The organism is Variovorax terrae, assembly GCF_022809125.1.
GTDB classification, from domain to species: Bacteria; Pseudomonadota; Gammaproteobacteria; order Burkholderiales; family Burkholderiaceae_C; genus Variovorax_A; species Variovorax_A terrae.
Map to the genome: position 1 here is coordinate 1,930,338 of NZ_JALGBI010000001.1, position 25,783 is coordinate 1,956,120.

Annotated in this window: 23 protein-coding genes; 7 read left to right on the forward strand and 16 right to left on the reverse strand. The window is 68.0% G+C overall.

Annotated features, from left to right (window positions below):
* Positions 1–23 precede the first annotated feature (23 nt).
* The 4 genes from MMF98_RS09110 to MMF98_RS09125 are packed head-to-tail and all read right to left on the reverse strand — an operon-like array spanning position 24 to position 5,170.
* Complete coding sequence (locus MMF98_RS09110) at positions 24–1,016, reverse strand: Bug family tripartite tricarboxylate transporter substrate binding protein (protein ID WP_243305960.1); 993 nt, start codon at positions 1,014–1,016, stop codon at positions 24–26.
* Positions 1,013–2,692: a class I adenylate-forming enzyme family protein gene (locus tag MMF98_RS09115; protein ID WP_243305961.1), complete on the reverse strand. Its 1,680-nt coding sequence runs from the start codon at positions 2,690–2,692 to the stop codon at positions 1,013–1,015. Before MMF98_RS09115 ends, MMF98_RS09110 begins: the two co-directional genes overlap by 4 nt.
* Positions 2,670–3,332 (reverse strand): glutathione S-transferase family protein, encoded by a 663-nt coding sequence (locus MMF98_RS09120; protein ID WP_243305962.1) that lies wholly within the window; start codon positions 3,330–3,332, stop codon positions 2,670–2,672. The genes MMF98_RS09115 and MMF98_RS09120 overlap by 23 nt, the downstream gene beginning before the upstream one ends.
* Entirely contained in the window at positions 3,332–5,170 is a 1,839-nt protein-coding gene (locus MMF98_RS09125) for an acyclic terpene utilization AtuA family protein (protein WP_243305963.1), read from the reverse strand. Before MMF98_RS09125 ends, MMF98_RS09120 begins: the two co-directional genes overlap by 1 nt.
* A 120-nt stretch (positions 5,171–5,290) precedes the next feature.
* Here MMF98_RS09125 and MMF98_RS09130 point away from each other — a divergent pair, with 120 nt between their 5' ends.
* A complete protein-coding gene (locus tag MMF98_RS09130; RefSeq protein ID WP_279343549.1) occupies positions 5,291–6,202 on the forward strand; it encodes a LysR family transcriptional regulator in 912 nt (303 codons plus the stop codon).
* On the opposite strand, the gene MMF98_RS09135 is transcribed toward MMF98_RS09130, so the two are convergent.
* Both MMF98_RS09135 and MMF98_RS09140 read right to left on the reverse strand, forming a co-directional pair.
* Positions 6,199–7,107: a ketopantoate reductase family protein gene (locus tag MMF98_RS09135; protein WP_243305965.1), complete on the reverse strand. Its 909-nt coding sequence runs from the start codon at positions 7,105–7,107 to the stop codon at positions 6,199–6,201. The two genes, MMF98_RS09130 and MMF98_RS09135, sit on opposite strands and share 4 nt — an antisense overlap.
* A 127-nt stretch (positions 7,108–7,234) precedes the next feature.
* Positions 7,235–7,729 carry a hypothetical protein gene (locus tag MMF98_RS09140; protein ID WP_243305966.1) on the reverse strand — a complete coding sequence of 165 codons (495 nt, stop codon included), beginning with the start codon at positions 7,727–7,729 and terminating at the stop codon, positions 7,235–7,237.
* Between the two features lie 109 nt (positions 7,730–7,838).
* Here MMF98_RS09140 and MMF98_RS09145 point away from each other — a divergent pair, with 109 nt between their 5' ends.
* Entirely contained in the window at positions 7,839–8,552 is a 714-nt protein-coding gene (locus tag MMF98_RS09145; protein ID WP_243305967.1) for a YebC/PmpR family DNA-binding transcriptional regulator, read from the forward strand.
* Positions 8,553–8,707: 155 nt separating this feature from the next.
* Here MMF98_RS09145 and MMF98_RS09150 read toward each other — a convergent pair whose 3' ends face one another.
* Positions 8,708–8,959, reverse strand: a complete 252-nt coding sequence (locus tag MMF98_RS09150; protein WP_243305968.1) for a DUF3297 family protein — start codon at positions 8,957–8,959, stop codon at positions 8,708–8,710.
* Between the two features lie 221 nt (positions 8,960–9,180).
* Between MMF98_RS09150 and MMF98_RS09155 the strand changes: the two genes are divergently transcribed.
* Positions 9,181–9,876, forward strand: a complete 696-nt coding sequence (locus MMF98_RS09155; RefSeq protein WP_243305969.1) for a CDGSH iron-sulfur domain-containing protein — start codon at positions 9,181–9,183, stop codon at positions 9,874–9,876.
* 139 nt (positions 9,877–10,015) lie between these two features.
* Here the strand turns inward: MMF98_RS09155 and MMF98_RS09160 are convergent, their stop codons facing one another.
* On the reverse strand, positions 10,016–10,852 hold the full coding sequence (locus MMF98_RS09160) for an NAD-dependent protein deacetylase (protein WP_243305970.1): 837 nt from the start codon (positions 10,850–10,852) through the stop codon (positions 10,016–10,018).
* A 45-nt stretch (positions 10,853–10,897) separates the two neighbouring features.
* Positions 10,898–12,343: an exodeoxyribonuclease I gene (gene sbcB / locus MMF98_RS09165; protein WP_243305971.1), complete on the reverse strand. Its 1,446-nt coding sequence runs from the start codon at positions 12,341–12,343 to the stop codon at positions 10,898–10,900.
* Between the two features lie 123 nt (positions 12,344–12,466).
* On the opposite strand from sbcB, the gene MMF98_RS09170 reads away from it, so the two are divergent.
* A complete protein-coding gene (locus tag MMF98_RS09170; RefSeq protein ID WP_243305972.1) occupies positions 12,467–13,834 on the forward strand; it encodes a serine hydrolase domain-containing protein in 1,368 nt (455 codons plus the stop codon).
* Positions 13,835–13,871: 37 nt separating this feature from the next.
* On the opposite strand, the gene cls is transcribed toward MMF98_RS09170, so the two are convergent.
* From cls to clpS, 3 genes are all read right to left on the reverse strand, one after another.
* The gene (gene cls, locus MMF98_RS09175; protein ID WP_243305973.1) at positions 13,872–15,323 is read right to left on the reverse strand and encodes a cardiolipin synthase; all 1,452 of its coding nucleotides are present in this window, start codon (positions 15,321–15,323) and stop codon (positions 13,872–13,874) included.
* Positions 15,324–15,427: 104 nt separating this feature from the next.
* Positions 15,428–17,740 carry an ATP-dependent Clp protease ATP-binding subunit ClpA gene (gene clpA / locus MMF98_RS09180; protein ID WP_243305974.1) on the reverse strand — a complete coding sequence of 771 codons (2,313 nt, stop codon included), beginning with the start codon at positions 17,738–17,740 and terminating at the stop codon, positions 15,428–15,430.
* Positions 17,741–17,800: 60 nt separating this feature from the next.
* Positions 17,801–18,169 (reverse strand): ATP-dependent Clp protease adapter ClpS, encoded by a 369-nt coding sequence (clpS, locus tag MMF98_RS09185; protein WP_243305975.1) that lies wholly within the window; start codon positions 18,167–18,169, stop codon positions 17,801–17,803.
* Positions 18,170–18,382: 213 nt separating this feature from the next.
* Here clpS and MMF98_RS23800 point away from each other — a divergent pair, with 213 nt between their 5' ends.
* Positions 18,383–18,694, forward strand: a complete 312-nt coding sequence (locus tag MMF98_RS23800) for a cold-shock protein (protein WP_279343550.1) — start codon at positions 18,383–18,385, stop codon at positions 18,692–18,694.
* 72 nt (positions 18,695–18,766) lie between these two features.
* On the opposite strand, the gene icd is transcribed toward MMF98_RS23800, so the two are convergent.
* Positions 18,767–20,020 (reverse strand): NADP-dependent isocitrate dehydrogenase, encoded by a 1,254-nt coding sequence (gene icd, locus MMF98_RS09195; protein WP_243305976.1) that lies wholly within the window; start codon positions 20,018–20,020, stop codon positions 18,767–18,769.
* Between the two features lie 204 nt (positions 20,021–20,224).
* On the opposite strand from icd, the gene MMF98_RS09200 reads away from it, so the two are divergent.
* Positions 20,225–20,563 (forward strand): cell envelope biogenesis protein TolA, encoded by a 339-nt coding sequence (locus tag MMF98_RS09200; RefSeq protein ID WP_243305977.1) that lies wholly within the window; start codon positions 20,225–20,227, stop codon positions 20,561–20,563.
* Between the two features lie 141 nt (positions 20,564–20,704).
* Positions 20,705–21,148, forward strand: coding sequence for a DUF192 domain-containing protein (locus MMF98_RS09205; RefSeq protein WP_243305978.1), 444 nt, complete (start codon positions 20,705–20,707; stop codon positions 21,146–21,148).
* A gap of 93 nt (positions 21,149–21,241) precedes the next feature.
* Here MMF98_RS09205 and MMF98_RS09210 read toward each other — a convergent pair whose 3' ends face one another.
* The 3 genes from MMF98_RS09210 to xseA all read right to left on the reverse strand — a co-directional run bounded on the left by MMF98_RS09210 (position 21,242) and on the right by xseA (position 25,727).
* The gene (locus MMF98_RS09210; protein WP_243305979.1) at positions 21,242–23,479 is read right to left on the reverse strand and encodes an NADP-dependent isocitrate dehydrogenase; all 2,238 of its coding nucleotides are present in this window, start codon (positions 23,477–23,479) and stop codon (positions 21,242–21,244) included.
* Positions 23,480–23,779: 300 nt separating this feature from the next.
* Positions 23,780–24,361, reverse strand: coding sequence for a Fe-Mn family superoxide dismutase (locus tag MMF98_RS09215; protein WP_243305980.1), 582 nt, complete (start codon positions 24,359–24,361; stop codon positions 23,780–23,782).
* Positions 24,362–24,407: 46 nt separating this feature from the next.
* Complete coding sequence (gene xseA / locus MMF98_RS09220) at positions 24,408–25,727, reverse strand: exodeoxyribonuclease VII large subunit (protein WP_243305981.1); 1,320 nt, start codon at positions 25,725–25,727, stop codon at positions 24,408–24,410.
* Between the last annotated feature and the right edge of the window lie 56 nt (positions 25,728–25,783).

Here is a 25,783-nt window from a genome sequence, read left to right on the forward strand (position 1 = left end):
GAAAGAAAGGCTGTGAAGGGAAATCAGTCGAGCGTGACCTTCGCGGTCACGATGATCTGGCGCAGGAATTCGGTCTCCTTGGCCATGAAGCTGGCGAACTCGGCTCCGGTCGTGGGCAGAGGCCGCATGAACCGCTCCTGGCACCATTGCCGGAACGCCGCGGACCGGATCACCGTCTGCAGGTCCTTGCTCATCGCCTCCGCCTTCGCCTTCGCCGCGGGGATCTTGCCAGCCGCCAGCAGGCCGAACCAGGACGAATAGAGAAAACCGGGCAGCCCCGCCTCCGCCGTGGTGGGAACCTCCTCCAGCCCCGGCAGGCGGGCATCCGCCGTGAGCGCGAGTGCACGCAGCTTGCCGGTCTTCATGTGCTGCGTCACGCCGAGCGGGGCGGCGAAGTAGCCATCGGTTCTTCCGGAGATCAGGTCCGGCACCAGCTGGGCCAGGCTGCTGGTGTAGGGCACGCTCGTGATCGAGAGGCCCTCGCGCGCCTTCAGCCACTCCAGCGCCAGGTGCGAGGGGCTGCCAATGCCCGTCGTGGCAAAGCTCAGTTTTCCCGGGTTCGCCTTTGCATAGGCGATGAGGCCGGCCAGGTCCTTGTAGGGGGCGGAAGCGCTCGCCAGGATCAGCAGCGCCGTGTCCGCGATCATGCCGATCGGCGTGAAATCCGCGACCGGGTTGTACGGCAGGTTCTTGAACAGGCTGGCGTTGGCCGCGTGCGTGCCGGCATACCCGAAGAAGAGCGTGCGCCCGTCCGCGGGCACACCCTTGACCGCGTTGGCGGCCACGATGCCGGAGCCGCCGCCGCGATTCTCGACCAGGACCATCGTGCCCCAGAGCTCGCGCAACCCGTCGGCCACCTTGCGCCCGACCGCGTCCGTCACGCCGCCCGCCGGGAAAGGAATGACCAGCCGGACGGGCTCGTCCGCGCACGCCAGGGTGGAAAGCGCGGGGCCGAGGCACGCCGCCGCGGCGGCGCCGGGCAGCATCGAGATCAGTTGTCTGCGGTAGATATTCATGTTGTCTCCTGGGGGTTCACCTTGTCATTTGCCTGGGGCGCTGTAGCCAAAAGGGTTGTCGCGGCGGTGCCGGCAAGCACCGCCTCTCGCAATTCACGCTTGAGGATCTTGCCCATCGGGTTCTTCGGCAGCGCCGCGAGGCTGATCCAGTGGCGCGGCACTGCATAGTCGGCGAGATGCTGCGCGCAGTGGGCCGCGAGCTGCTGCGGGTCGAGCACGGCACCGGGCGCCAGCACCAGGCAGGCGGCGACGTCGTCCCCCAGCACGGGATGTGGCACCGCGACCACGGCCGCCTCGGCAACGCCCGGCAGCCGCAGCAGCACCGACTCCACGGCCGCAGACGAGATCTTCAAGCCGCCCCGGTTGATCACGTCCTTCTTGCGGTCGATGAACAGCAGCAGCCCGTCCTCGTCCTCGGCGACGAGGTCGCCGCTGCACAGCCAGCCATCGCGAAACGCCTGAGCCGTGGCGGGCTCATCCTCGAAGTAGCCCGCGGCCAGGCTCGGCCCGCGAAAACACAGCTCACCGATCTCGCCGCGCGGCACCGGCTGTCCGGCGGCGTCGCAGACCTGCAATTCGCAATACGGCATCGCCTGCCCCATCAGCCCCGCCTTGGCGGGTAGCCATTGCGGTGGCAGCCACGCACCCGCCGGGCCGCTTTCCGTCATGCCCCAGACATGGATCTGCTCCATCCCGGGCCATTGCCGCGCCATCCGTTCGATGGCGGACGCCGGCATCGCCGCGCCGCCATAGGCGACTCTTCGCACCCGCGCGAGGTCGTAGGCGCCGCGCTCTGCCTCGTCCAGCATGAACTGGAGCACGGACGGAACGCCGTGGTACACGGTGGTGCACTCGCTCTCGATCAGGCGCAGGCGGTCCGCATTGCCAAGCTCTCCCTCCATGACGAACCCGCTGCCATGCACCCAGGTGGACATGCAGGCCAAGTTGAGGCAGGAACTGGTGAAGAACGGAAAAGCGCCCTGGTACAGGTCGTCCTGATGCAGGCCCAGAGCGGACCCCATGGCCAGCCCGGCATGCAGCATGCTGCGATGGGTGTGGACCACCGCTTTCGGGCGCGATGTGGTTCCCGATGTGAAGAGCAGGCAGGCCGCATCTTGCGCCGCCACCGTGCCACGGTGTTCGGCAGGCCCGCTCCTGATGGTTGGCTCGGGCCACGCCATCGATGCGGCGGCACCGGCGGCGTGCGCGTCCACCAGCATCAGCGGGACGGCGCAGACGCTGCGAAGGCGCTCGGCGGATTCCGCCGTCGTCACCACGGCGACGGGCCGCACCAGTTCCAGCGCATGCCGCAGTTCGTCGGGCGCGCTGCGGGTATTGAGGGGAACGACCACGGCGCCGATCGCCATGCAGCCGAGCGCCGTCAGCACGGCTTCGCGCCCGGCATTGTTGCCCAGGTACACGGCCACCCTGTCGCCATGGCCCACCTGGCGTAGCGTCAGGCCGGCGCCCACGCGGCGCATCGCCCTGGCCAGTTGGGCGTAGCTCAGCCGGTCGCGCCCGCCGGCCGCCGAGCACGCCGACAAGGCGATGCGAAACGGCATCTCCCGCGCGCGGCGTTCGATCAGCGCGGGGACCGTGAGGCCCTGCAGCGCACGCAGCGCGGCCTCGGCCTGTGAAGGGTCTTGTGCCATCTCAGCCGGGTTGGCGGTAGACATTGAGTTCCAGCCGCTCGTCCACCAGCGTCGCCGCCACCGGTGCGCTGGCGGCAACACGCCGGGAATGCGCCCAGAGGCGCGGCAGCGAGTCGGGATCGATCCCTGCGAGGCCGCCCCAGCGCAGCAGCGTGAGCGCGTAGACATCGTGAAACACCGGGTGCCCGCCGAACCAGCCATCCGGGTCACCGGCCGGCACCCATTGCTGGATGCGCTCCAGGTGCTCGCGAAAGCGCAGCCGGTTGAAACGCTTGAGCTCCGCCTGCACGGCCTCGCCCTCGCCGAAATGGTGCGACATGAACACGTGCGCAAAGGTCGGATGCGCCGTGTTGTTCATGAAGGCCAGCTGCGACATCGCCTGAGCGCGCTCCCACGGATCGGTGGGCAGCATCTGCGCCTCGGGGAATCGGCGGTCGAGGTAGTCGCAGATCGCCACGACCTGCGTCAGCGGCTGGCCGTCGGCCACCAGGACCGGCACCTGCCCCTGCGGGTTGACGGCGAGGTACTGCGGCGTGCGCTGCTCGCCCTGGTGCACCTTCACCCGGTGGCTGGTGTATTGCGTGCCCGTGAGCGAGCGGATGATCTCGAGCCCCGCATGAATGACGAACGAACAGGTTCCTGCGCCGTAATAAAGCTCCAGCATCAATGGCTCCAAAGTAGTGGGTGCCCTTGCGGGACCTCGATTTCAAATTCAAGCAGCTGCTGCGCCATCCCCTTGCCCATCGGATCGATGCGCAGCGAGGAAGGCCCGCCGCCGTCGAGTGCGCCGTCGAGCAGGAAATTGAGCGCATGCATGCCGGGCACGGCGTAGCGCACGACGGGGCCTTCGACCAGATGGCCCAGCCAGGCCTTGACCGCCGCCGGGGTGAGCGCGGCCTCCAGCAGGGGGAGGTAGGACGGGTGCCTGGCGATGATCGCGATGTTCGACATGTTTCCCTTGTCGCCCGAGCGGCCGTAGGCCAGCCGCACGAGCGGCACCCTGGGCCCGCCCGCGCCCTGCCGCGGCGCGCAAGCGTCCGTGGAAGGCATGGGTTGCGGCGGCGCATCCACCGCCACGCCGCCCGGCACTGCCACGGCCTCGCTGCACCCTTCCAGCACGACGCGCGGCGAAGGCACCTGCGACTTGCGCACGAGGCAGGTGTAGAGCCGGTACAGCGGCTCGACGGCCGGCCGGCTATTGAGGTTCAGGGCGCTGCCGCTGGTGGTGCCCGGGGCGAACGAGACGCCCGGCACGCGGGCTTCGCGCGAGAACAGTTCGAGCGCTTCGCGCTTCTTGTGCGTCACGGCCACGCGCGCCACCGCCTCGCGCAGGCTGGCACCGGAGGCACGGGGCCCGTAGCTGTCCTCGGCGCCGATCACGCTGACTGCGGCCTTCCCGAAATCACCCAGGTCCTGCGCGGCCACCATCGTGCGCGCGCGCCCGAGCAAGGCTTCTCCGTTGCGCCGCGCCTTGGCCAGCGCATCGATCCCGAACACGGCCACCTGCGCCACGCACCGGTAGCCGTCGGCATAGCTCGCCGTGAGCTTGTAGGTGTCGGTCGGCGCACTGCCGCGCGCGCCGCGCACCAGCACTTCATCCGGGCCGGTTTCGGCGACGGTGACCTGCGTGAAATCGCAGGTCACGTCCGGCAGCACATACCGCGCCGGGTCGCCGACCTCGTAGAGGATCTGCTCCGACACCGTGCCCCAGGTGATGCGGCCGCCGGTGCCCTCGGGCTTGCGCACCGTGAAGTCGCCGCAGCCGCGGAAGTCGATGTAGGGATAGCCGATGTTTTCCCAATCGGGAATGTCGCGCCAGTCGGTGTGCACGCCGCCGGTGGCCTGCGTTCCGCACTCCAGGATGTGGCCGGCCAGCGCGCCCAGCGCCAGGGCATCGTGGTCGGCGGGAGACCAGCCGAACTCGTGGATGAGCACACCCAGCGTGGTCGCGCTGTCCACCACGCGGCCCGTCACCACGATGTCCGCGCCCATGGCCAGGGCCCGCGCAATCGGCAGCGCACCGAGGTAGATGTTCGCGCTGTCGAGCGCATCCGGCATGGCCGCGCCGGTATAGAAATCGGGCGTGCCGGTGGCGCGCAGCCCGTCCATCAGGGGCCTGCAGTCGTCGCCTTCCACGTAGGCGACCTTGAGGTGCGTGCCGAGCTCCTTCTGCAGCTTCGACAGCGCCTGCGCACAACCGGCGGGATTCAGGCCGCCCGCGTTCGCCACGATCCTGATGCCGTGGCGTGCACAGGCAGGCAGGATATCCCGCAGGGTCAGCTCCACGAACTCGGTCGCGTAGCCGAGCTGCGCATCCTGCTGGCGCGCATGGGCAAACGCGGACAGTGTCATCTCGGCCAGGTAATCGAACACCAGGTACTGCATCCCGGGAACCGCCACGAGCTGGCGCGGCCCGAGAATGCTGTCGCCCACGAAGGCGCAGGCGCCGCCGATCCGCACGGAATGGGCCGAGGAATTGTGTCGTGGGGGGGCTGTGGTCATGGGCGCTGGGTCGTGGCTTGTCTTCGGTGAAAGGCAGTGTAGAAGCCGCGTCCCGGAGCGCGTGGCCCGGTTCGGCCGATTGTGATAACTTCAAGTAATCAGGCACGAGGGCCGCGCGGCATGCATTCCAGAGATCTCCAGGTGTTCATGAAAATTGCAGAGGCCGGCAACCTGCACGTGGCTGCCGCAGCGCTGGGCGTCACGCAGCCCGCGCTGACCAAGCTGGTCCGCCGGCTGGAAACCTCGCTCGATGTCCGCCTGCTGGAGCGCACCGCGCGCGGGGTGGCGCTCACCGAGTTCGGCCGCGTGCTGTACGCGCGCAGCAAAACGCTGCAGCAGGTGGCCGACGACACCCTGACGGAGATCGGCGACATGAAGTCCGGCCGCTCGGGGCAGTTGCGGCTCGGCGCCGTTCCGACCGCCGTCGACACGGCTGTCGCACCGGTGCTGAAGAACCTGCTGACGGCCCACGACCCCATCCGGTTCTTCGTCACCGTGCAGCTGAGCAGCCGCCTGCTGCAGGACCTTCAGGCCGGCCTTCTGGACTTCGCGATCGCGTCCATTCCGGCGCAGGTGCCCGACGAGCTGTGCTTTCTGCCGCTGTGGCAGCAGCAGACGCATGTCGTCTCCCGCAAGGGCCACTGGCTCCAGCGGCGGCCTTTCACGCTCGAAGACCTGTCACAGCAGCCCTGGCTGCTGCCGCCGGCCAACATCGTCCTGCGCACCTGGGTGGACTCCATGTTCACATCCGCCGGGCTCGCGCCGCCGAAGGTGTTCGTCGAAGCGGACGCCTCGCCCGCGGCGTTGGCCACCCTGGTGCGGACGTCTGACGTGTTGACGGCGATGAGCATCGACACCCTCAACACGCCCATGGGAAGCGGCCTCGCGGTGCTGGCGCCGCCGGCCGGCGCCTGGACGACGCACCTGGGGCTGTTCTGGCGCCGCTCGGCGTATTTCTCCAGGCTGATGGAGCGCTGCCGCGACAGCCTGCTCGCCGCGGTGGACCAGCGCAGCGGCGCGGCGAAAGCCTAGCGCGCCTTCCCCTCCAGCAGCTTCACCAGCGCCCACAGCACGCGGTTCGCCGGCGTGGCCACGCCCAGCGCCTCGCCGCGCTTCACGATCAGGCCGTTGAGGTAGTCGATCTCGCTGCGCTTGCCGCGCGCCAGGTCCTGCGCAGTGGATGAATACTGGCTGGGCATGCTGGCGGCAAGCTTTTCCACCGCCGCGTGCGCATCGCCCTGCACCTGCACGCCCTCAGCCTTCGCCACGGCCAGGCATTCGGCCACCACGTCGCGCATCACGTCCTGAATGCCCACGCCCTGCACGGTCTGGCCGTAGGGCAGCTGGGCAATGGCCGAGACCGCGTTGTAGGCGCAGTTGAGGATCAGCTTGGCCCACAGCGCGCCGCGCACGTTGTCGGACAGCTCGGTGGGCACGCCGGCGGCAATGAAGGCCTGGGCCACGGCCTGGCTGCTGTTGTTGCCATGGCCGGCGGGCTCGATCACCAGCTCGCCGCGGCCATGGTGCCGGACGTGGCCGGGGCCGGCCATCTCGGTGGCCACATAGACCACGGCGGCGGCCACCGCGGTGCCGGGCAGCACCGCGCGCAGGCGGTCGGCGTTGTCCACGCCGTTCTGCAGGCACAGCACCAGCGCGTCGGCCGATAGCAGCGGCCGGATCTGGGCGCCGGCGGATTCGGTGTCGGTGGACTTGACGCAGAACAGCACCAGATCGGCGCCCTGCACGGCCTCGGGCTCGCTGCTGGCGGCCAGGCGCACCGGCTCGTCGAAGCTGCGGGTCTCCATGCGCAGGCCGTCGCGCCGGATCGCCTCCACATGCTGGGGCCGCGCGATCAGCACCACCTCATGCCCGGCGCGCGCCAGCATGCCGCCGTAGTAGCAGCCCACGGCGCCGGCGCCCATGACGGCGACTTTCATTCGGGAAGCGGGGGCGGGAGAAGTCATGCGGCGTGCCTGCGGTGGAGATCGACGGGGAATTCTAGGAGCGCCCCGCAAAGCCTGCCGGCCGGCCGCGGCAAAGGCCTCAGGGCCGCTGCGGCACCGGCTACGCCCTGCGCACGGCCTCTGCGCTGAAGCCGGCCTCGGCCCAGGCGCTGGCGCTGGCCCGGCTGAGCTTGAAGGACGGTGCCACGCGCACCTCGGCCAGCAGCTCGCCCGCGGCATCGTGGGCGCGCAGCAGGGCCGAGGGATTCTCGTCGTCGGGCTCGATGTCCAGCGAGACGCCGATGCGGCCGCCCGCGTGCGCAATGTCGATCTGCTGGTGCAGCAGCGCGTGCAGCTGCTGCTCGTGCCGCCGCACGAATTCGGCGGCGGTCTTGACCAGGGTGTTGAAGGCCGGCACGTCCAGCGGCTTGGGGTTCTTCTTGTCGCGCCCCATGGTCCACGGGCCCACCAGGGCGGGCTCCGCCTGGCCGTCCGGGGTCATGGCCACGGCCCAGCCGTCGTCGTCCTCGTTCTTGATGACGCGCGCCGTCCAGCCGCTGTCGCGCCAGAGGCGGGGTTCCTGGATCCTGTCTGCGCCGTCTTCGGCATCGGTCATGGGCATGGCGGGTGGGGTTGAAGTGAGCGCAGGATTGTAGGCGCCGCCCTCCCCCTGGCATAAACTGCAAGGCTCAATCCGTCAAACGACAACTTAAGGAATATCGAACATGGGCGCGCAGTGGAAAGCAAAAGGCAAGGCACAGGCCGCGGATGCCCGGGGCCGGCTGTTCGGGCGGCTGGCCAAGGACATCATGGTGGCGGCGCGCAACGGCGCCGACCCGGCCTCGAATTCGCGCCTGCGGCTGGTGGTGGAGCAGGCACGCAAGGTGTCCATGCCCAAGGACACGCTGGAGCGGGCCATCAAGAAAGGCGCCGGGCTCACGGGCGAGGCGGTGCATTTCGAGCATGTGATGTACGAAGGCTTCGCGCCGCACCGCGTGCCGGTGATGGTCGAGTGCCTGACCGACAACGTGAACCGCACCGCACCCGAGATGCGCGTGCTGTTCCGCAAGGGCCAGCTCGGCACCTCGGGCTCGGTGTCCTGGGATTTCGACCACGTGGGCCTGATCGAGGCCGAACCCGCGGCGGCCGGTGCCGACCCCGAGCTGGCCGCGATTGAAGCCGGCGCCCAGGACTTCGAGCCGGGCGAGGAAGACGGCACCACCCTGTTCCTGACCGACCCGACCGATCTCGACCTCGTGAGCCGCGCACTGCCGGCCCAGGGCTTCACGGTGCTGTCGGCCAAGCTGGGCTACCGGCCCAAGAACCCGGTCAGCGCCGCCAGCCTGGATGCCATGGCACTGGAGGAGGTGCAGGCCTTCCTGGCGGCCATCGACGCGAACGACGACGTGCAGAACGTGTTCGTGGGCCTGGTGGACTGAGCAGCGGGGCAATGCCCTTCCCGCATCACCGGGATGGGGCGTCCGGCGGCTCCGGCGCCCCGATTTCAAGCAAAAACACCCGAAGGTCCTTGTCCACAGGACGTTTCATGCTATCGAAACAATAGCGCCTGGATTGGCGCACGGAGGCGTGCCCTTCAGCGGTAGAACGCCTCGACCTTGCCCTTGAGCTTGATCATCAGCGGATTGCCCTTGCGGTCCACCGTCTTGCCGGCGGGCACCTTGACCCAGCCTTCGCTGATGCAGTACTCCTCGACATTGGTGTGGTCCTTGCCGTTCAAGCGGATGCCGATGCCATGCTCGAACACGGCGGCGACGTGATGGGGGCTGCGCGGATCGACCGACAGGCGGTCGGGCAGCGAGGGGCGGGACTGGGTTTCATCATTCATGGGGCCGTATTCTGCCGCCTCCACCTGGCGGTGGTTCCCGCCGTACAGCTCTTTACCTTTGGAGAAGCCCCCTCCGGCGCGAACCGGCCTACACTGCGCGGTACGGCCGCGCCCTCCTCTTTTCGCGCATCTGTTCGGGGTCTTTTCAGGAGGCCGGGCCGGCGCAACGCTCCCTGAAAACGACCGCGGACAGGCCCGATGCAACAGTGGAGGATGTCGACATGGCGACTCATGGCGCAAAGATCACGGTGGTCGTTTCCAAGGACGGGCCCTACCTCGTGAAGGGGGCCGTTCCAATTTCCACGCAGACGATCGGCACCGACGCCCAGGGCGGGTCCGAGCGCTGGGAGGAAAGCGAGCCGCTGCCGGTGCAGGCGAACTGCGCGCTGTGCCGCTGCGGGCAGTCGGGCCACAAACCCTATTGCGACGGCTCCCACAGCCGGGTCGGCTTCGACGGCACCGAGACGGCCAGCCGCGAACCGTTCCTGAGCCAGGCCAAGGTGCTCGACGGCCCCGCCATGCAGTTGGCCGATGCCGAAGGGCTCTGCGCCTTCGGGCGCTTTTGCGACCCGCACGGGCAGGTCTGGAGCCAGGTGGCGCAGACCCACGATCCCCGGGTGCGCACGATGTTCATCCGCCAGGTCGGCCACTGCCACTCGGGCCGCCTGGCGGCCTGGGACAAGGCCACCGGGCAGTTCATCGAACCGGTCCTGCCGCTGTCCATCGGCCTCGTGGAAGACCCGGCCGAGCAGTGCAGCGGGCCGCTGTGGCTGCGCGGCGGCATCGCCGTGGTGTCGTCCGACGGCTTTGCCTACGAGGTGCGCAACCGGGTCACGCTGTGCCGCTGCGGGCAGTCGAACAACAAGCCGTTCTGCGACGGCACCCACGCTGCCGTCAAGTTCAACGCACGCGATTGAGGCCGCGAGGCCCGGCGCGGTGGGCCCAACCGGGCCGGCGCGGGCATCCAGCGCCGTTTTTCAAGGGAAATCGGCTTCATGTCCTTGTCCCGAGGACATTTCATGCTATTCATTTCATAGCACTTAGGATGAGCACCCGTCAGGCCTGCAGCCGCCCGGCCAGGGCCTCCAGGGTCTGGCCCACGTCGTGCCCGACCTTGAGCGCGAACAGATCGTCGGCCCGCGTGCGCCCGAGGTTGACCACGGCCGCGGGCTTGCCCGCCGCCGCCGCGGCCTGGACGAAGCGCAGGCCCGAATAGACCATGAGCGAGGAGCCGGCCACCAGCAGCGCATCGGCCTGCGCCAAGGCCGCCAGCGCGGCCGCCACCCGCTCGCGCGGCACGTTCTCGCCGAAGAACACCACGTCGGGCTTGAGCAGGCCGGTGCCGCAATCGGGGCAAGCCGGCACCTCGAAGGCCGAGAAATCGAGGCCGTCGAGATCGGCGTCGCCGTCGGGCGCTGCGCGCGCCTGCAGCGCCGCCCAGGCCGGGTTGCGGTGCAGCAGCTCCTGCTGGAGCTGCGCGCGCGGCTGGCGGGCGCCGCAGTCCATGCAGCGCACCGTGTCCACGCGGCCATGCAGATCGACCACCTGGCGGCTGCCGGCAGCGCCATGCAGGCCGTCCACGTTCTGCGTCAGCAGCAGCTCGACGCGGCCAGCGGCCTCCAGCCGGGCCAGCGCGCGGTGCGCCGGCCCGGGCCGGGCCTGCCCCATTACGCGCCAGCCGATCAGGCTGCGTGCCCAGTAGCGCCGGCGCGTGGCCTCGTCGCCCATGAAGGCCTGGAAGGTCACGGGCGGCGGCCGCTTCCAGTCGCCGTTGCGGTCCCGGTAGTCGGGAATACCCGAGGCCGTGCTGCAGCCGGCGCCGGTCAGCACGAACAGGCGCGGGTGGCGGGTGGCAAAACCCACCAGGGCATCGAGGGAAGGATCGTCGTTCATCGTGGCACGCGGGCCGCCGCCTGGGCGGCGCATCGGGTCTTGAGCTTACTGCGCCGGGGCGATGCTCTCCGCATAGTCGTACAGCGCTCCCAGCAAGGCCTCACCACGCTCGTCGGCCTGCGCGCCCAGCTCGTCCAGCCGGGCGAACAGCGCATCGAAGCTGAGCGCGCCGCCCTCGCCTTCGAGCAGCCGCGCCGCGCGGTGCGCCTCCCAGCGCGCCTGCTCGTCGGGCGTGAGCGTGTCGGGAAAGTTGCGCGCGCGGTAGCGGAATACCAGCTCTTCCAGCCGGCCGTCGTCGAAGCTGCTGCGGGCCTCGGCCAGCGCCGCGGGCGCCAGGCTGCGCAGATGGTTCAGGCGGCGGCGGTCGCCGTTGCCGACGAAGCCGCCGTACAGGTCCTCGTCCACATCGGGCCGGCCCGGCGCTTCGGGGCGGCGGAACACCTCGGGCCAGATCGCGCTCATGTCGGGCAGCGCGGCGGCGGCCTCGGCATGCACCATCGCCTGATCGAGGTCGATGCCCCAGCGCCCGGCCAGGGCCGGCGTCAGCGTGCGCAGGTTGCCGATGACCATGGGCGACTTGTTGAGGTGCACGGTCTTGACGGGCAGGCGCGTCACGCCCTCGGGCAGTTCGTCGGCGCGGCTGAACAGCCGGGTGCGCAGGGTCGCGGTGTCGAGCAGCGCCAGTTCGCGCGGGTCGTGCGCCAGGTCCCAGGCGATCAGCTCGTTGCGGTTGGTGGGGTGGCTGGCCAGCGGCCACATCACGGCCAGGCAGCCGCGCTCGGGCGGGAACATGCCCGAGATGTGCAGGAACGGCCGCGCCGTCAGCGCGGTGGCCGGCAGGCCAAGCTCCTGCGCCACGCGGTCCTTCTTGTGCAGCGCCAGGCAGAAGTCGAACAGGCGCGGCTGCCGCGTGCGGATCAGCCGCGCCAGCGCGATGGTGGCGCGCACGTCCGAGAGCGCGTCGTGCGCGGCCTCGTGCAGCAGGCCGTTGGCCGCGCTCAGGTGCTCGAGCTTGAAGCTGGGCTTGCCGTCGGGGTGGCGCGGCCATTCGATGCCCTCGGGGCGCAGTGCGTAGGCCGTGCGCACCACGTCCAGCAGGTCCCAGCGGCCGCAGTCGTTCTGCCATTCGCGCGCATAGGGATCGATCAGGTTGCGCCAGAACATGAAGCGCGTGATCTCGTCGTCGAAGCGGATGGTGTTGTAGCCCACGCCGATGGTGCCGGGCGCGGCCAGTTCCTGCTCGATGCGCGCGGCGAATGCATGCTCGGGCACGCCGCGCTCCAGGCACAACTGCGGCGTGATGCCGGTGATCAGGCAGGCCTCGGGCTCGGGCAGGAAATCGTTGGCGGGCCGGCAGTACAGCATGATCGGCTCGCCGATCTCGTTGAGTTCGGCATCGGTGCGGATGGCCGCGAACTGCGCAGGCCGGTCGCGGCGCACGTTGGCGCCGAAGGTCTCGTAGTCGTGCCAGAGAAAGGTGTGAGAAGGCATTCGGGGGACGTTTGCTTGAAAGGAAGAACCAGCGCGGCCAACCGCACAAGCTGCGAGAATACCCGCCCGCGGCCCCTGCCGCGTGCCCTCGGAACAAGAACCGGCAAAAGAAAGGCAATCCCCATGGAGTCCTGGCTGAAGGCCGCCCTCGACTATCTCCCGCGCTGGCTCGAGTTCCAGCTGCGGGCCTTCGAGCGCCCCGGGGTCGCGCTGGCGATCTGCCACCGGCAGCGCGTCGTGCTCGACCTGGCGCTGGGGCACGCGGACGCGCTGCGCCGCACGCCGCTGACCACGGGGCACCGCTTTCGCATCGCCTCGCATTCCAAGAGCTTCACCGCCGCCGGCCTCCTGAAGCTGCGCGAGCAGGGCCGGCTGCAGCTTGACGACGCCGTGGGCCGGCATGTCGGCGGCCTGCACCCCGTGCTGGCCCGCGCCACGCTGGCGCAACTGCTCTCGCACAGCGCCGGCGTGACCCGCGACGGGCCGGACGCGGGCCAGTTCCAGGACCGGCGGCCGTTCCTGGACGCTGCCACGCTGATGCAGCAGCTCGCCGAGCCGCCGGCGATCGAGGCCAACACCCGCCACAAGTATTCGAACCACGGCTTCGCCCTGCTCGGGCAAGTCATCGAAGCGGTCACCGGCATGCGCTATGCCGACTGGATGCAGCGCGAGATCCTCGACGCCGCAGGCCTGGCCCACACCGACCCCGATGCCGGGCCGAACCCGCGCTTTCCGCTGGCCCGCGGGCACTCGGGCCAGTTGCTGCTGGGCCGGCGCGTGGTGGTGCCCGGCGACCAGGCCACGAACGCGATCGCCCCGGCCGGCGGCTTCGTGAGCACGGCGGCCGACGTGGCCCGCTTCTACGCCCAGCTGATGCCCACGGCCGCCCGCAGCGTCCTGAGCGTGCCGAGCCGGCGCGAGATGCAGCGCCGGCACTGGCCGGTGCCGCACAGCAGCACGCCGGGCTGGTATGGCTTCGGACTGATGCTGGGCAGCTACCAGGGCTGGGACTGGTTCGGGCACACCGGCGGCCTGCAGGGCTTCGTCTCGCGCAGTTGCGCCGTGCCCGGGCAGGAGCTGTCGGTCTCGGTGCTGACCAACTCGAACGACGGGCTGTCCTGGCCCTGGGTGGACGGCGTGCTGCAGATCCTGCAGGCCTTTGCCGAGCACGGCGCTCCGGGCGCGACGACGCGCGACTGGTCGGGCCGCTGGTGGTCCCTGTTCGGACCCACCGACCTGGTGCCGATGCGCGACAAGGTGTTCGCCGTGTCGCCAGCGATGACCACGCCATTCATCGACGCCACCGAACTCACGGTGCAAGGCCGGGACCGGGCCGTGATGACGCAGGCCAACGGCTACGCCAGCTATGGCGAAGGCGCGAGGCTGGTGCGCGACGCGGCGGGCCAGGTCAAGGAGGTCTGGCTCGGCGGCTCGTGCCTGAGGCCCGAGCGCGTGGTCGCACGCGAAATGCGCCGCCGCTACGAAGGCTGAGCCCGGCGCCTCGCAGCGGCGCGCCCGCCGCGCACCCTCAGAGCAGCGGCGAGAACAGGCGCGCCACCGCCTCGCCCAGGCGCCTCGCGAAGGGCCTGGGCCGGTCGGCCTGGACCGGCGCCGAGGACGCCAGATCGGCCTCGAATTGCCGGGCCAGGTCCTGCGCCAGCGCGGGGCCGTAGGCGATGGCGCAGACCTCGAAGTTGAGGCGGAAGCTGCGGTTGTCGAAATTGGCCGTGCCGACGAAGGCGCAGGCGTCATCGACCACCAGGGTCTTGGAATGCAGCATGCGCGCCCTGTACTCCCAGATGCGCACGCCGGCGGCCATCAGCTCGTCGTAGTACGAGCGGGCGGCCGCGCTGACCACCCGCGAGTCGCTGCGCCGCGGCACCAGCACGCGCACGTCCACGCCACGCAGCGCGGCGCTGGTGAGCGCCATCAGGGCGGCCTCGCCAGGCACGAAGTACGGCGTGGTGAGCCAGGCGCGGCGGGTGGCCGCGTTGATCGCCGCGAGGTGCGCGCGGTGGATGGCTTCGAGCCCGTTGTCGGGGCCCGAGGTGACGATCTGCACCGCGTGCGGGCCGGGTTCGAGCGCCGGCAGCAGCGCGGGCATGTCGTCGGCCAGTTGGCTGGCCGGCTCGCCCGTGGCGTAGGCCCAATCCTCCAGGAAGGTCATCTGCAGCCAATGCACGACGCTGCCCGCGAGGCGCAGGTGCACGTCGTGGTAGGCATCGGCGCGGGTGCGCGGGTCTTCCTCGTCGGTGATGTTGATGCCGCCGGTGAAGCCCACGGCGCCGTCGCAGACCACGATCTTGCGGTGCGTGCGGTAGTTGATGACGGGCCGCAGGCGCCGGCCGATGCGCGTGTCGTGAAAGCGCGCCACCTGCACGCCCGCGGCCAGCAGCGGCGCCATGAAGCGCCGGCCGAGGCGCTGCGAGCCCAGCGCATCCACCAGCAGGCGCACGGTGACGCCCTCGCGCGCCCTGGCGATCAGCAGCTGCTGCAGCGCAGTGCCGATGTGGTCGGGCTCGTAGATGTAGTACTCCAGGTGCACATGGTGGCGCGCGGCGCGGATCGCGTCGAAGATGGCGTCGTAGGTACGCGCACCGCCCACCAGCAGCTCGACCGACTGGGCCGTGGCCACCGGCATGTCGCACGCCGCCGAACTCAGCCGGGCGATCTGCAGCAGCGCCACCGGCGGCTGGATGCCTGTCTGGCGCAGCCGGTCGATGTCGGCCTGCGCGAACAGCGCGGCCTGGCTGCGCAGGCGGCGCAACCGCTGCTTGGACAGCCGCTGCGGCCCCAGGAAATAGTAGATGGCGAAGCCGGCATAGGGCAGCGCGGCCATCGAGACGATCCAGCTCAGGGTGGAAGCCGGCGAGCGCTTCTGCAGCACGATCCAGACCGCCAACACGGCAATGTAGGCGCCCCACGCGATCGACAGCGCGGCCAGCAGGGCTTGGCGGTCAACCGGCAGGTGGGGCCACATCGGACATCCGTGTCAAGAAGAAAAAGGCCGGTCGCTTCGCGCGACCGGCCTGTGCATCATACTGACGCCCGCCCATGGCGAGCGGGCCCCGGCCCATGCCGGCTTCAGTCCGTCGTGGCTTCCTCGGGCTCGGGCTTGGCCTTGCCTTCCTTCTTGGGCAGCGGCTGGATGTCGAGCTGGACTTCGTCCTTGTCGTCCAGGTCCACCGTGAGGCGGCCGCCATCCTGCAGGCGCCCGAACAGCAGCTCGTCGGCCAGGGCGCGGCGGATCGTGTCCTGGATCAGGCGCTGCATCGGCCGTGCGCCCATCAGCGGATCGAAGCCCTTCTTCGCCAGGTGCTTGCGCAGCCTGTCGGTGAAGGTGACGTCGACCTTCTTCTCGGCCAGCTGCGTTTCGAGCTGCAGCAGGAACTTGTCCACCACGCGCAGGATGATGTTCTCATCGAGCGCCTTGAAGCTCACCGTCGCATCGAGGCGGTTGCGGAACTCGGGCGTGAACAGGCGCTTGATGTCGGCCATCTCGTCGCCCGCCTGGCGCGGGTTGGTGAAGCCGATCGTGGCCTTGTTCATGGTCTCGGCGCCCGCGTTCGTCGTCATGATGATGATGACGTTGCGGAAGTCGGCCTTGCGTCCGTTGTTGTCCGTCAGCGTGCCGTGGTCCATCACCTGCAGCAGCACGTTGAAGATGTCCGGGTGCGCCTTCTCGATCTCGTCGAGCAGCAGCACCGCGTGCGGCTTCTTGGTGACGGCCTCGGTCAGCAGGCCGCCCTGATCGAAACCGACGTAGCCCGGAGGCGCGCCGATCAGGCGGCTCACCGCATGGCGCTCCATGTACTCGGACATGTCGAAGCGGATCAGCTCGATGCCCATGATGTAGGCGAGCTGCTTCGCGGCTTCGGTCTTGCCGACGCCCGTGGGGCCGGAGAACAGGAACGAGCCGATCGGCTTGTCGCCCTTGCCCAGGCCCGAGCGCGCCATCTTGACGGCCGAGGACAGCACCTCGAGCGCCTTGTCCTGGCCGAACACCACGCTTTTCAGGTCGCGCTCCAGCGTCTGCAGCTTGCCGCGGTCGTCATTGGAGACGTTGGCAGGCGGAATGCGCGCGATCTTGGCCACGATTTCCTCGACCTCGGCCTTGCTGATGGTCTTCTTGCGCTTGCTCGGCGCCAGGATGCGCTGCGCCGCGCCAGCCTCGTCGATCACGTCGATCGCCTTGTCGGGCAGGTGCCGGTCGTTGATGTACTTGGCGCTCAGTTCGGCCGCGGCCTGCAGGGCCGCCACCGCGTACTTCACGCCATGGTGCTCCTCGAAGCGCGACTTCAGGCCCTTGAGGATGTCCACGGTCTCCTGCACCGTGGGCTCGACCACGTCGACCTTCTGGAAGCGCCGCGACAGCGCCGCGTCCTTCTCGAAGATGCCGCGGTACTCGGTGAAGGTGGTCGCGCCGATGCACTTGAGCTGGCCGCTGGAGAGCGCCGGCTTGAGCAGATTGGAAGCGTCCAGGGTGCCGCCCGAGGCCGCACCGGCCCCGATCAAGGTGTGGATCTCGTCGATGAACAGGATCGCGTTGGGCTTGTCCTTGAGCGACTTGAGCACGCCCTTCAGGCGCTGCTCGAAGTCGCCGCGGTACTTGGTGCCGGCCAGCAGCGCGCCCATGTCCAGCGAGTACACGTTGGATTCGGCCAGGATCTCCGGCACGTCCTTTTGCGTGATGCGCCAGGCCAGGCCCTCGGCGATGGCGGTCTTGCCGACACCGGCCTCGCCCACCAGCAGCGGGTTGTTCTTGCGCCGGCGGCACAGGATCTGGATCACGCGCTCGACCTCGTACTCACGGCCGATCAGCGGGTCGATCTTGCCGTCCTTGGCGAGCTGGTTGAGGTTCTGGGTGAACTGCTCGAGCGGAGAGGACTTCTCGTTCTTTTCGCCGCCCTCTTCGCTCTCGGCATTGCTCTCGCCGGCCTTGGCGGGCTCGGGCGGGTCGCTCTTCTTGATGCCGTGCGCGATGAAGTTGACCACGTCCAGGCGCGTCACGCCCTGCTGGTGCAGGTAGTACACGGCATGCGAATCCTTCTCGCCGAAGATCGCCACGAGCACGTTGGCGCCGGTGACTTCCTTCTTGCCGTTGCCGGTGGACTGCACGTGCATGATGGCGCGCTGGATCACGCGCTGGAAGCCCAGCGTGGGCTGGGTGTCCACGTCGTCGGTGCCGGCCACCTGGGGCGTGTTGTCCTTGATGAAGTTGGCCAGCGACTTGCGCAGGTCGTCGATGTTGGCCGAGCAGGCGCGCAGCACCTCGGCGGCGCTCGGGTTGTCCAGCAAAGCGAGCAGCAGGTGTTCCACGGTGATGAACTCGTGGCGTTGCTGACGGGCCTCGACAAAGGCCATGTGCAGACTGACTTCCAATTCCTGGGCAATCATGTGAATTCCTTTTGCCTTGCTGAGTGACTTTAACTCTATCTAGATGGGTTCGACCCTGATTTATTCAACGGGTTCGCTGACACATTGCAGCGGGTGCCCGGCCTTCTTCGCCGCCTCCAGGACCTGGTCCACCTTGGTGGCCGCCACGTCCTTCGAATAGACGCCGCAGACGCCTTTGCCGTCCAGGTGGATCTTGAGCATGATCTGGGTGGCGGTTTCGCGGTCCTTGCTGAAGAACTCCTGGATCACGACCACGACGAACTCCATCGGCGTGTAGTCGTCGTTGAGCATCACCACCTGGTACATCTGCGGCGGTTTGACCTTCTGTGTGCGCCGTTCCAGCACGACCGAGCCGCCGTCGTCCCCATCGGGTGACTGGACTTGCGGCGCCGGTGCGGCGGGAGGTTTTTGGGTTGCCATGAATTTCATTCTATCGAGCGTGCTGCGGGGCCACGGGCTGAGGGGGAATTGGTGGCACATTCGCCACATTTCAAGCGCTGCGGCAGCCCAAGGGCCAAGGGGCCTGCGGCGAAACCTCGCGAGCCAGGCCCCCTGGTGTCATGAACTTTAGTTCATAGGAGCATTGACACCCCCGTTCAATTCTCCGACACTCAAATCGAGGTAATACGGAGGCCCGCTCCCATGGCGACCGGTACTGTCAAGTGGTTCAACGACGCAAAAGGATTCGGTTTCATCGAGCCTGATGGCGGCGGCTCAGATGTCTTTGCCCATTTTTCCGCCATTGCCATGGAGGGGTTCAAAACCCTGAAGCAAGGCTCCAAGGTCAGCTTCGACGTCACCGAAGGCCCCAAGGGCCTGCTGGCCCAGAACATCCAGCAGACCATCGACCCCGCAGCCGCTCCTGCGGCCATGCCGTCCCCCGCACCCCCGCGCCAGTCCCGCAGCTCGCGGGTCCGGGCCCCGCAATTCCACGCCAGCGTCAGCGGAAGCTGAAGCCGCCATGAAAAAACCGCCCGGGCCAAGCCTTCGGGCGGTTCTTGTCTGGCGTGGCCGCCAGCCGGCCGATCACATATGGTCGATCATGACCTGGCCGAAACCCGAGCAGCTCACCTGCGTGGCGCCGTCCATCAGGCGGGCGAAGTCATAGGTCACCTTCTTGCTCAGGATGGATTGCTCCATCGAGCTGATGATCAGGTCGGCCGCTTCGGTCCAGCCCATGTGGCGCAGCATCATCTCGGCCGACAGGATCTCGGAGCCCGGGTTCACGTAGTCCTTGCCGGCGTACTTGGGCGCAGTGCCGTGCGTGGCCTCGAACATGGCGACCGAGTCGCTCAGGTTGGCGCCCGGGGCAATGCCGATGCCGCCGACCTGCGCGGCCAGCGCGTCGGACACGTAGTCGCCGTTGAGGTTCAGGGTGGCGATCACGCTGTATTCGGCCGGGCGCAGCAGGATCTGCTGCAGGAAGGCATCGGCAATGCTGTCCTTGACGAGGATGTCCTTGCCGGTCTTCGGGTTCTTGAGCTTGCACCACGGGCCGCCGTCGATCGGCTGGGCGCCGAACTCCTTCTGCGCCAGCGCGTAGGCCCAGTCGCGGAAGCCGCCTTCGGTGAACTTCATGATGTTGCCCTTGTGCACGATGGTCACGCTGGGCTTGTCATTGTCGATGGCGTACTGGATGGCCTTGCGCACCAGGCGCTCGGTGCCTTCGCGCGAGACCGGCTTGACGCCGATGCCCGAGGTGTTGGGAAAGCGGATCTTCTTGACGCCCATCTCGTCCTGCAGGAACTTGATCAGCTTCCGGGCCTTGTCGCTCTCGGCCTCGAACTCGATGCCGGCGTAGATGTCTTCCGAGTTCTCGCGGAAGATCACCATGTTGGTCTTCTCGGGCTCCCTCACCGGCGAAGGCACGCCCTTGAAATACTGGATCGGCCGCAGGCAGACGTAGAGGTCCAGCTCCTGGCGCAGCGCCACGTTCAGGGAGCGGATGCCGCCGCCCACGGGCGTGGTCAGCGGGCCCTTGATGGAGACCACGTAGTCGCGCACGGCGTGCAGGGTTTCTTCGGGCAGCCAGACGTCCGGGCCATAGACCTTGGTCGACTTCTCGCCAGCGAAGACCTCCATCCAGTGGATCTTCCTCTTGCCCCCGTAGGCCTTGGCCACGGCCGCATCCACCACCTTCAGCATCACCGGGGTGATGTCGAGGCCCGTGCCGTCACCCTCGATGTAGGGGATGACGGGCTGATCCGGCACGTTGAGCGACATGTCGGCATTGACCGTGATCTTCTGGCCTTCGGCGGGCACCTTGATGTGCTGGTACATGGGAAAACGTCTCCGGTGGGGGTGAAAGGCACGCTGGCGGCGGGCTAGGCAAAACCCTGAGAGCCTGCTCAAAGTCTCTCGGGATTCTAGCTAGAAAAAATTGCGGCCAGCCTGTCAACCGCCCGTAAACCGGACCCGTTACGGTAGAGCCTTCCACTCATAGGGAGGGAATTTTCCAAGTAACGTCATCAAGGAAACACGCAAATGAACAAACTTCTCGCTGTCCTGATCGCTGGCCTGTTCTCCGTGGGCGCTTTCGCCCAGCAAGCCGCTGGCACCCCTGCCAACCCCGGCACCCCCGGCACCCCCGGCGCGGTTCCCACGAAGCCCCAGGCCAAGGCGGAAGCCAAGGTTGATGCCCGTGAAGCGGCCAAGCCCGGCGTGACCCCCAAGGAAACCCCCGCTCCCGGCGCTGCCGATGCTGGCGGCTCTGCCAAGCACAAGGAAACCAAGGCCGAGAAGGCAACCGACGCCAAGAAGGCCAAGCGCAAGGCCAAGCGTCCGAACAAGGCTCCGGCCGGCCAAGGCGGCACGCCCCAGTAAGCTGTCTGCCTGGCAGATCGAAAAAGGCGCTTTCGGGCGCCTTTTTCAATGCCGCCTCTGCCAGAACGCGCGCCTCGTTTGCAACTTCCGCGAAAATGCCCGTCTCGTACGGGCATTTTCATTTCATCCCGGAGCCTTTCCATGAAGCATTCCGTCTCCCTGCTGCTGGCCGCCAGCCTCCTCGCCGCCCAGGCCCAGGACGCCCCCCAGACGAACCTGCCGCGCGTCACCCTGTCGGCCGGCATGCACCAGATCGACGCCCAGGTGGCGCTCACGCCCGACCAGCGCTCCATCGGCCTGATGTTCCGCAAGGAGATGCCGCAGCACGAAGGCATGCTGTTCGCGTTCGAGCAGCCGTCCACGCAATGCTTCTGGATGAAGAACACGATCCTGCCGCTCACGGCCGCCTTCGTGGCCGACGACGGCACCATCGTCAACCTGGCCGACATGAAGCCGCAGACCACCGATTCGCATTGCTCCACGAAGCCGGTGCGCTATGTGCTGGAGATGAACCAGGGCTGGTTCGCCAAGAAAGGCATCAAGGCCGGCTTCAAGCTTGGCGGCACGCCGTTCGCGGGCCGGTAATCCGGCCCACAAGGCAAAAGGCCGATCCACCCGGGGGCGAATCGGCCTTTCAGGCCTCGGCCGTGGCCGAGGCAGTGCCAGTATGCAACGGGCTCAGGCCGTCATCGTGGCGAGCACGGCGTTGAACGCGGCGCTGGGGCGCATCACGGCATCCAGCTTGGACGGCTCGGGCATGTAGTAGCCGCCGATGTCGGTGGGCTTGCCTTGCACGGCGTTGAGCTCGTCCACGATCTTCTGCTCGTTGTCGGCAAGCTGCCTGGCCAGCGGCGCGAACTTGGCCGCCAGCTCGGCGTCCTCGGTCTGCGCGGCGAGTTCCTGGGCCCAGTACAGGGCCAGGTAGAACTGGCTGCCGCGGTTGTCGAGCTGGCCGGTCTTGGGCGAGGGGTTCTTGTTGTTGTCGAGCAGCTTGCCCGTGGCGGCATCCAGCGTCCTGGCCAGCAGCTTGGCGCGGGCGTTGTGGTTCTTGATGCCCAGATCCTCCAGCGACACGGCCAGGGCCAGGAACTCGCCCAGCGAATCCCAGCGCAGGTGGTTCTCTTCCACGAGCTGCTGCACGTGCTTGGGGGCCGAGCCGCCGGCGCCCGTTTCGTACATGCCACCGCCGGCCATCAGCGGCACGATCGACAGCATCTTGGCCGAGGTGCCCAGTTCCATGATGGGGAACAGGTCGGTGAGGTAGTCGCGCAGGATGTTGCCGGTGGCGCTGATGGTGTCCTGCCCGCGGATCACGCGCTCGAGCGTATAGCGCATGGCGCGCACCTGGCTCATGATCTGGATGTCCAGGCCCGTCGTGTCGTGCTCGTGCAGGTACATCTTGACCTTGGTGATGAGCTGCGCTTCGTGCGGGCGGTAGGCATCGAGCCAGAACACCACGGGCATGCCCGAGTTGCGCGCGCGCGTGACGGCCAGCTTGACCCAGTCGCGGATCGCGGCGTCCTTGACCTGGCACATGCGCCAGATGTCGCCGGCTTCCACGTCCTGGCTCATCAGCACCTCGCCCGTCGCCAGGTCGGTGATGTTGGCCACGCCGTCCTCGGTGATCTCGAAAGTCTTGTCGTGCGAGCCGTATTCCTCGGCCTGCTGGGCCATCAGGCCGACGTTGGGCACCGTGCCCATGGTCTTGGGGTCGAACGCGCCGTGCCATTTGCAGAAGTTGATGATCTCCTGGTAGATGCGGGCGAAGGTCGACTCGGGCATCACGGCCTTCACGTCCTTCAGGCGGCCATCGGCGCCCCACATCTTGCCGCCGTTGCGGATCATCGCGGGCATGGAGGCGTCCACGATGATGTCGTTGGGCGAGTGGAAGTTGGTGATGCCCTTGGCCGAATCGACCATCGCCAGCTCGGGGCGGTACTCGTGGCAGGCGTGCAGGTCGCGCATGACCTCTTCGCGCTGCGCGGTGGGCAGCGTGGCGATCTTGTCGTACAGGTTCACCATGCCGTTGTTCACGTTCACGCCGAGCTCGTCGAACAGCTTGCCGTGTTTCTCGAACGCTTCCTTGTAGAAGATGCGCACGCAGTGGCCGAACACGATGGGGTGGGACACCTTCATCATCGTGGCCTTGACGTGCAGCGAGAACATCACGCCGGTCTTGCGCGCGTCCTCGATCTCCTTCTCGTAGAAGGCCACCAGGGCCTTCTTGCTCATGAACATGCTGTCAACCACCTCGCGGTCCAGCAGCGCGACCTTGGGCTTGAGCACGATGGTCTTGCCGCTCTTCGTGATGAGCTCCATCTTCACGTCGCGCGCGCGGTCCAGCGTCATGGACTTTTCGCCATGGTAGAAGTCGCCGGCATGCATGTGCGACACATGCGAGCGCGAAGCCTGGCTCCACTCGGCCATGCTGTGCGGGTTCTTGCGCGCGTATTCCTTCACGGCCTTAGGCGCGCGGCGGTCCGAGTTGCCCTCGCGCAGCACGGGGTTCACGGCGCTGCCGATGCATTTGCCGTAGCGCGCGCGGATGACCTTGTCCTCGTCGGTCTTGGGGTCCTCGGGGAAGTCGGGAACCTTGTAGCCCTTGGCCTGCAGTTCCTTGATGGCGGCCATCAGCTGCGCGACGGAAGCGCTGATGTTGGGCAGCTTGATGATGTTGGCGTCGGGCTGCAGTGTCTTCTTGCCCAGCTCCGCCAGGTTGTTGGGCACCTTCTGGTCGTCGCTCAGGAAGTCGGGAAACTCGCCCAGGATGCGGGCGGCCACCGAGATGTCGCTCTCGGCCACGTTGATGCCGGCCGGCGCCGCGAAGGCGCGGATGATGGGCAGGAACGATGCCGTGGCCAGGCGCGGCGCCTCATCGGTCAGCGTGTAGATGATGGTGGGTTGTTGGGTGCTCATCTTGTCTCTCTGGTAACAAAAACGGAGGGTCATGCCGCCGGCCTGCGTCCCGACGCACAGTCATGGGCGTGATGTATGGGATTGTGCTTGAGGCGATGGCCTGATATCCGCATTTTCGCAATGGAATCCCGTTATGCGAAATTTTGGCCCCGAGAAACGCACTTTTTTTCAGGTCTTCTACAAGACTGGCGTCCTGGCCGCGCGCCGGCCCAACAAAAAGGGCCCGAAGATCGCTCTTCGGGCCCTGGGGCGCGCCACCTGCCGTGCCGGCGGGCGGGGCCTAGTTCAGTACCGGGGAAATCAGGCGAAATTGGCTTCGGCGAACTTCCAGTTCACGAGGTTGCTCAGGAAGGTCTCGACGAACTTGGGACGCAGGTTGCGGTAGTCGATGTAGTAGGCATGCTCCCATACGTCCACCGTCAGCAGCGCCTTGTCGGCGGTGGTCAGCGGCGTGCCGGCGGCGCCGGTGTTGACGATGTCGACCGAGCCGTCGGGCTTCTTCACGAGCCAGGTCCAGCCGGAGCCGAAGTTGCCCACGGCCGACTTCACGAAGGCTTCCTTGAACGCGGCATAGCTGCCCCACTTGGCATTGATGGCCGCGGCCAGCGCGCCCGAGGGCTCGCCGCCGCCGGCGGGCGCCATGCAGTTCCAGAAGAAGGTGTGGTTCCAGATCTGGGCCGAGTTGTTGTAGATGCCGCCGCTGGAGGTCTTGATGATCTCTTCCAGGGTCTTGGTCTCGAACTCGGTGCCCTTTTGCAGGTTGTTGAGGTTCACCACGTAGGCGTTGTGGTGCTTGCCGTGGTGGTACTCCAGGGTTTCCTTGGAGTAGTGCGGGGCCAGTGCGTCGATCGCGTAGGGCAAGGCGGGCAGGGTGTGTTCCATGGTTTCCTCGTTCGTGGTTTGTTGTCTGAAAGCGCGATTGTAGGAATTAAATCAGGCGCTGCTGTGTCACGGTGAGATCAACCTCGCCATCCGCAAGGGTTGCCCGCACGGCATCGCCCGGCCGCACGCCGCGCACGCTGGTGATGGCGCCGCCCTGGGCATCGGCCAGCCAGGCGTAGCCGCGTTGCAGCACGAGCCGCGGATCGAGCAGCCCGAGGCGCAGCCGGGCGCGCTCCAGCCGTTCGCCGGTGCGGGCCAGCGCCAGCCCCGTTTTTTGAGGAAAATCGGCCTGAAGTCCTTGCAGCGTGGACTTTTCCTGCTGCAGATTCGATAGCACGCTGTAGCGCAGGCGCTGCGCCTGCTGCCCCAGGCGAAGCTGCTGGCGCGCCACCAGCCCCGAGGGCCGGCCCAGGCGCGAGGCGGCCAGGTCCAGCCGCTGGCTCTGCCCGTCGAGGTGGCGCTGCGCGCCGTCGCCCAGGCGCTCGCCGAGCAGCTCCAGCGCGCCCAGCCACACTTCGCGCGGCTGCGCCGCCAGCTCGGCCGCGGCCGTGGGCGTGGGCGCGCGCAGGTCGGCGCAGAAGTCGGCGATGGTGAAGTCGGTCTCGTGCCCGACCCCGCTGATCACGGGCACCGGGCTTTGCACGATGGTGCGCGCCAGCTGCTCGTCGTTGAAGGCCCACAGGTCTTCGATCGAGCCGCCTCCGCGCACCAGCAGGATCAGGTCGATGACCGGGGCCTCCTGCTGCGCCAGGCCGGGCCCGGCGGGCGTGAGCGGGTACAAGCTCGACAGCGCCCGCACCAGCTCGGCCGGCGCGCCGGCGCCCTGCACCGCCGCCGGCGCCAGCACCACCGGGATGTGCGGCACGCGCCGCCGCAGCGCGGTCACCACGTCGTGCAGCGCCGCGGCGCCGGGCGAGGTCACCAGGCCGATGCCGCGCGGCATCAGCGGCAGCGGGCGCTTGCGGGCCGGGTCGAACAGGCCCTCGGCCTCGAGCCGTGCCTTCAGGCGCAGGAACTGCTCGAACAGCGCCCCCTGCCCGGCCCGGCTCATGCTTTCCACAATCAGCTGCAGGTCGCCGCGCGGCTCGTACACGCCGAGCCGGCCGCGCACCTCCACCAGTTCGCCGTCGCGCGGCGCGAAGTCCAGCAGGCTGGCCGCGCGGCGGAACATGGCGCAGCGGATCTGGCCGTTTTCGTCCTTCAGCGAAAAATAGCAATGCCCGCTGGACGCGCGCGAGAAGCCCGAAATCTCGCCGCGCACCGCGACAGGATTGAACCTCGCATCGAGCGCATCAGCCACGGCGCGGCACAGCGCGCCGACTTGCCAGATTCGTGGCGTCATTGCTGGGGTTGGCACCTGCACCATCAGCAAATCCGCGCTTTCCCGTCGGTTTTGGTGGGGTAATACTCCACAGAGGCCCG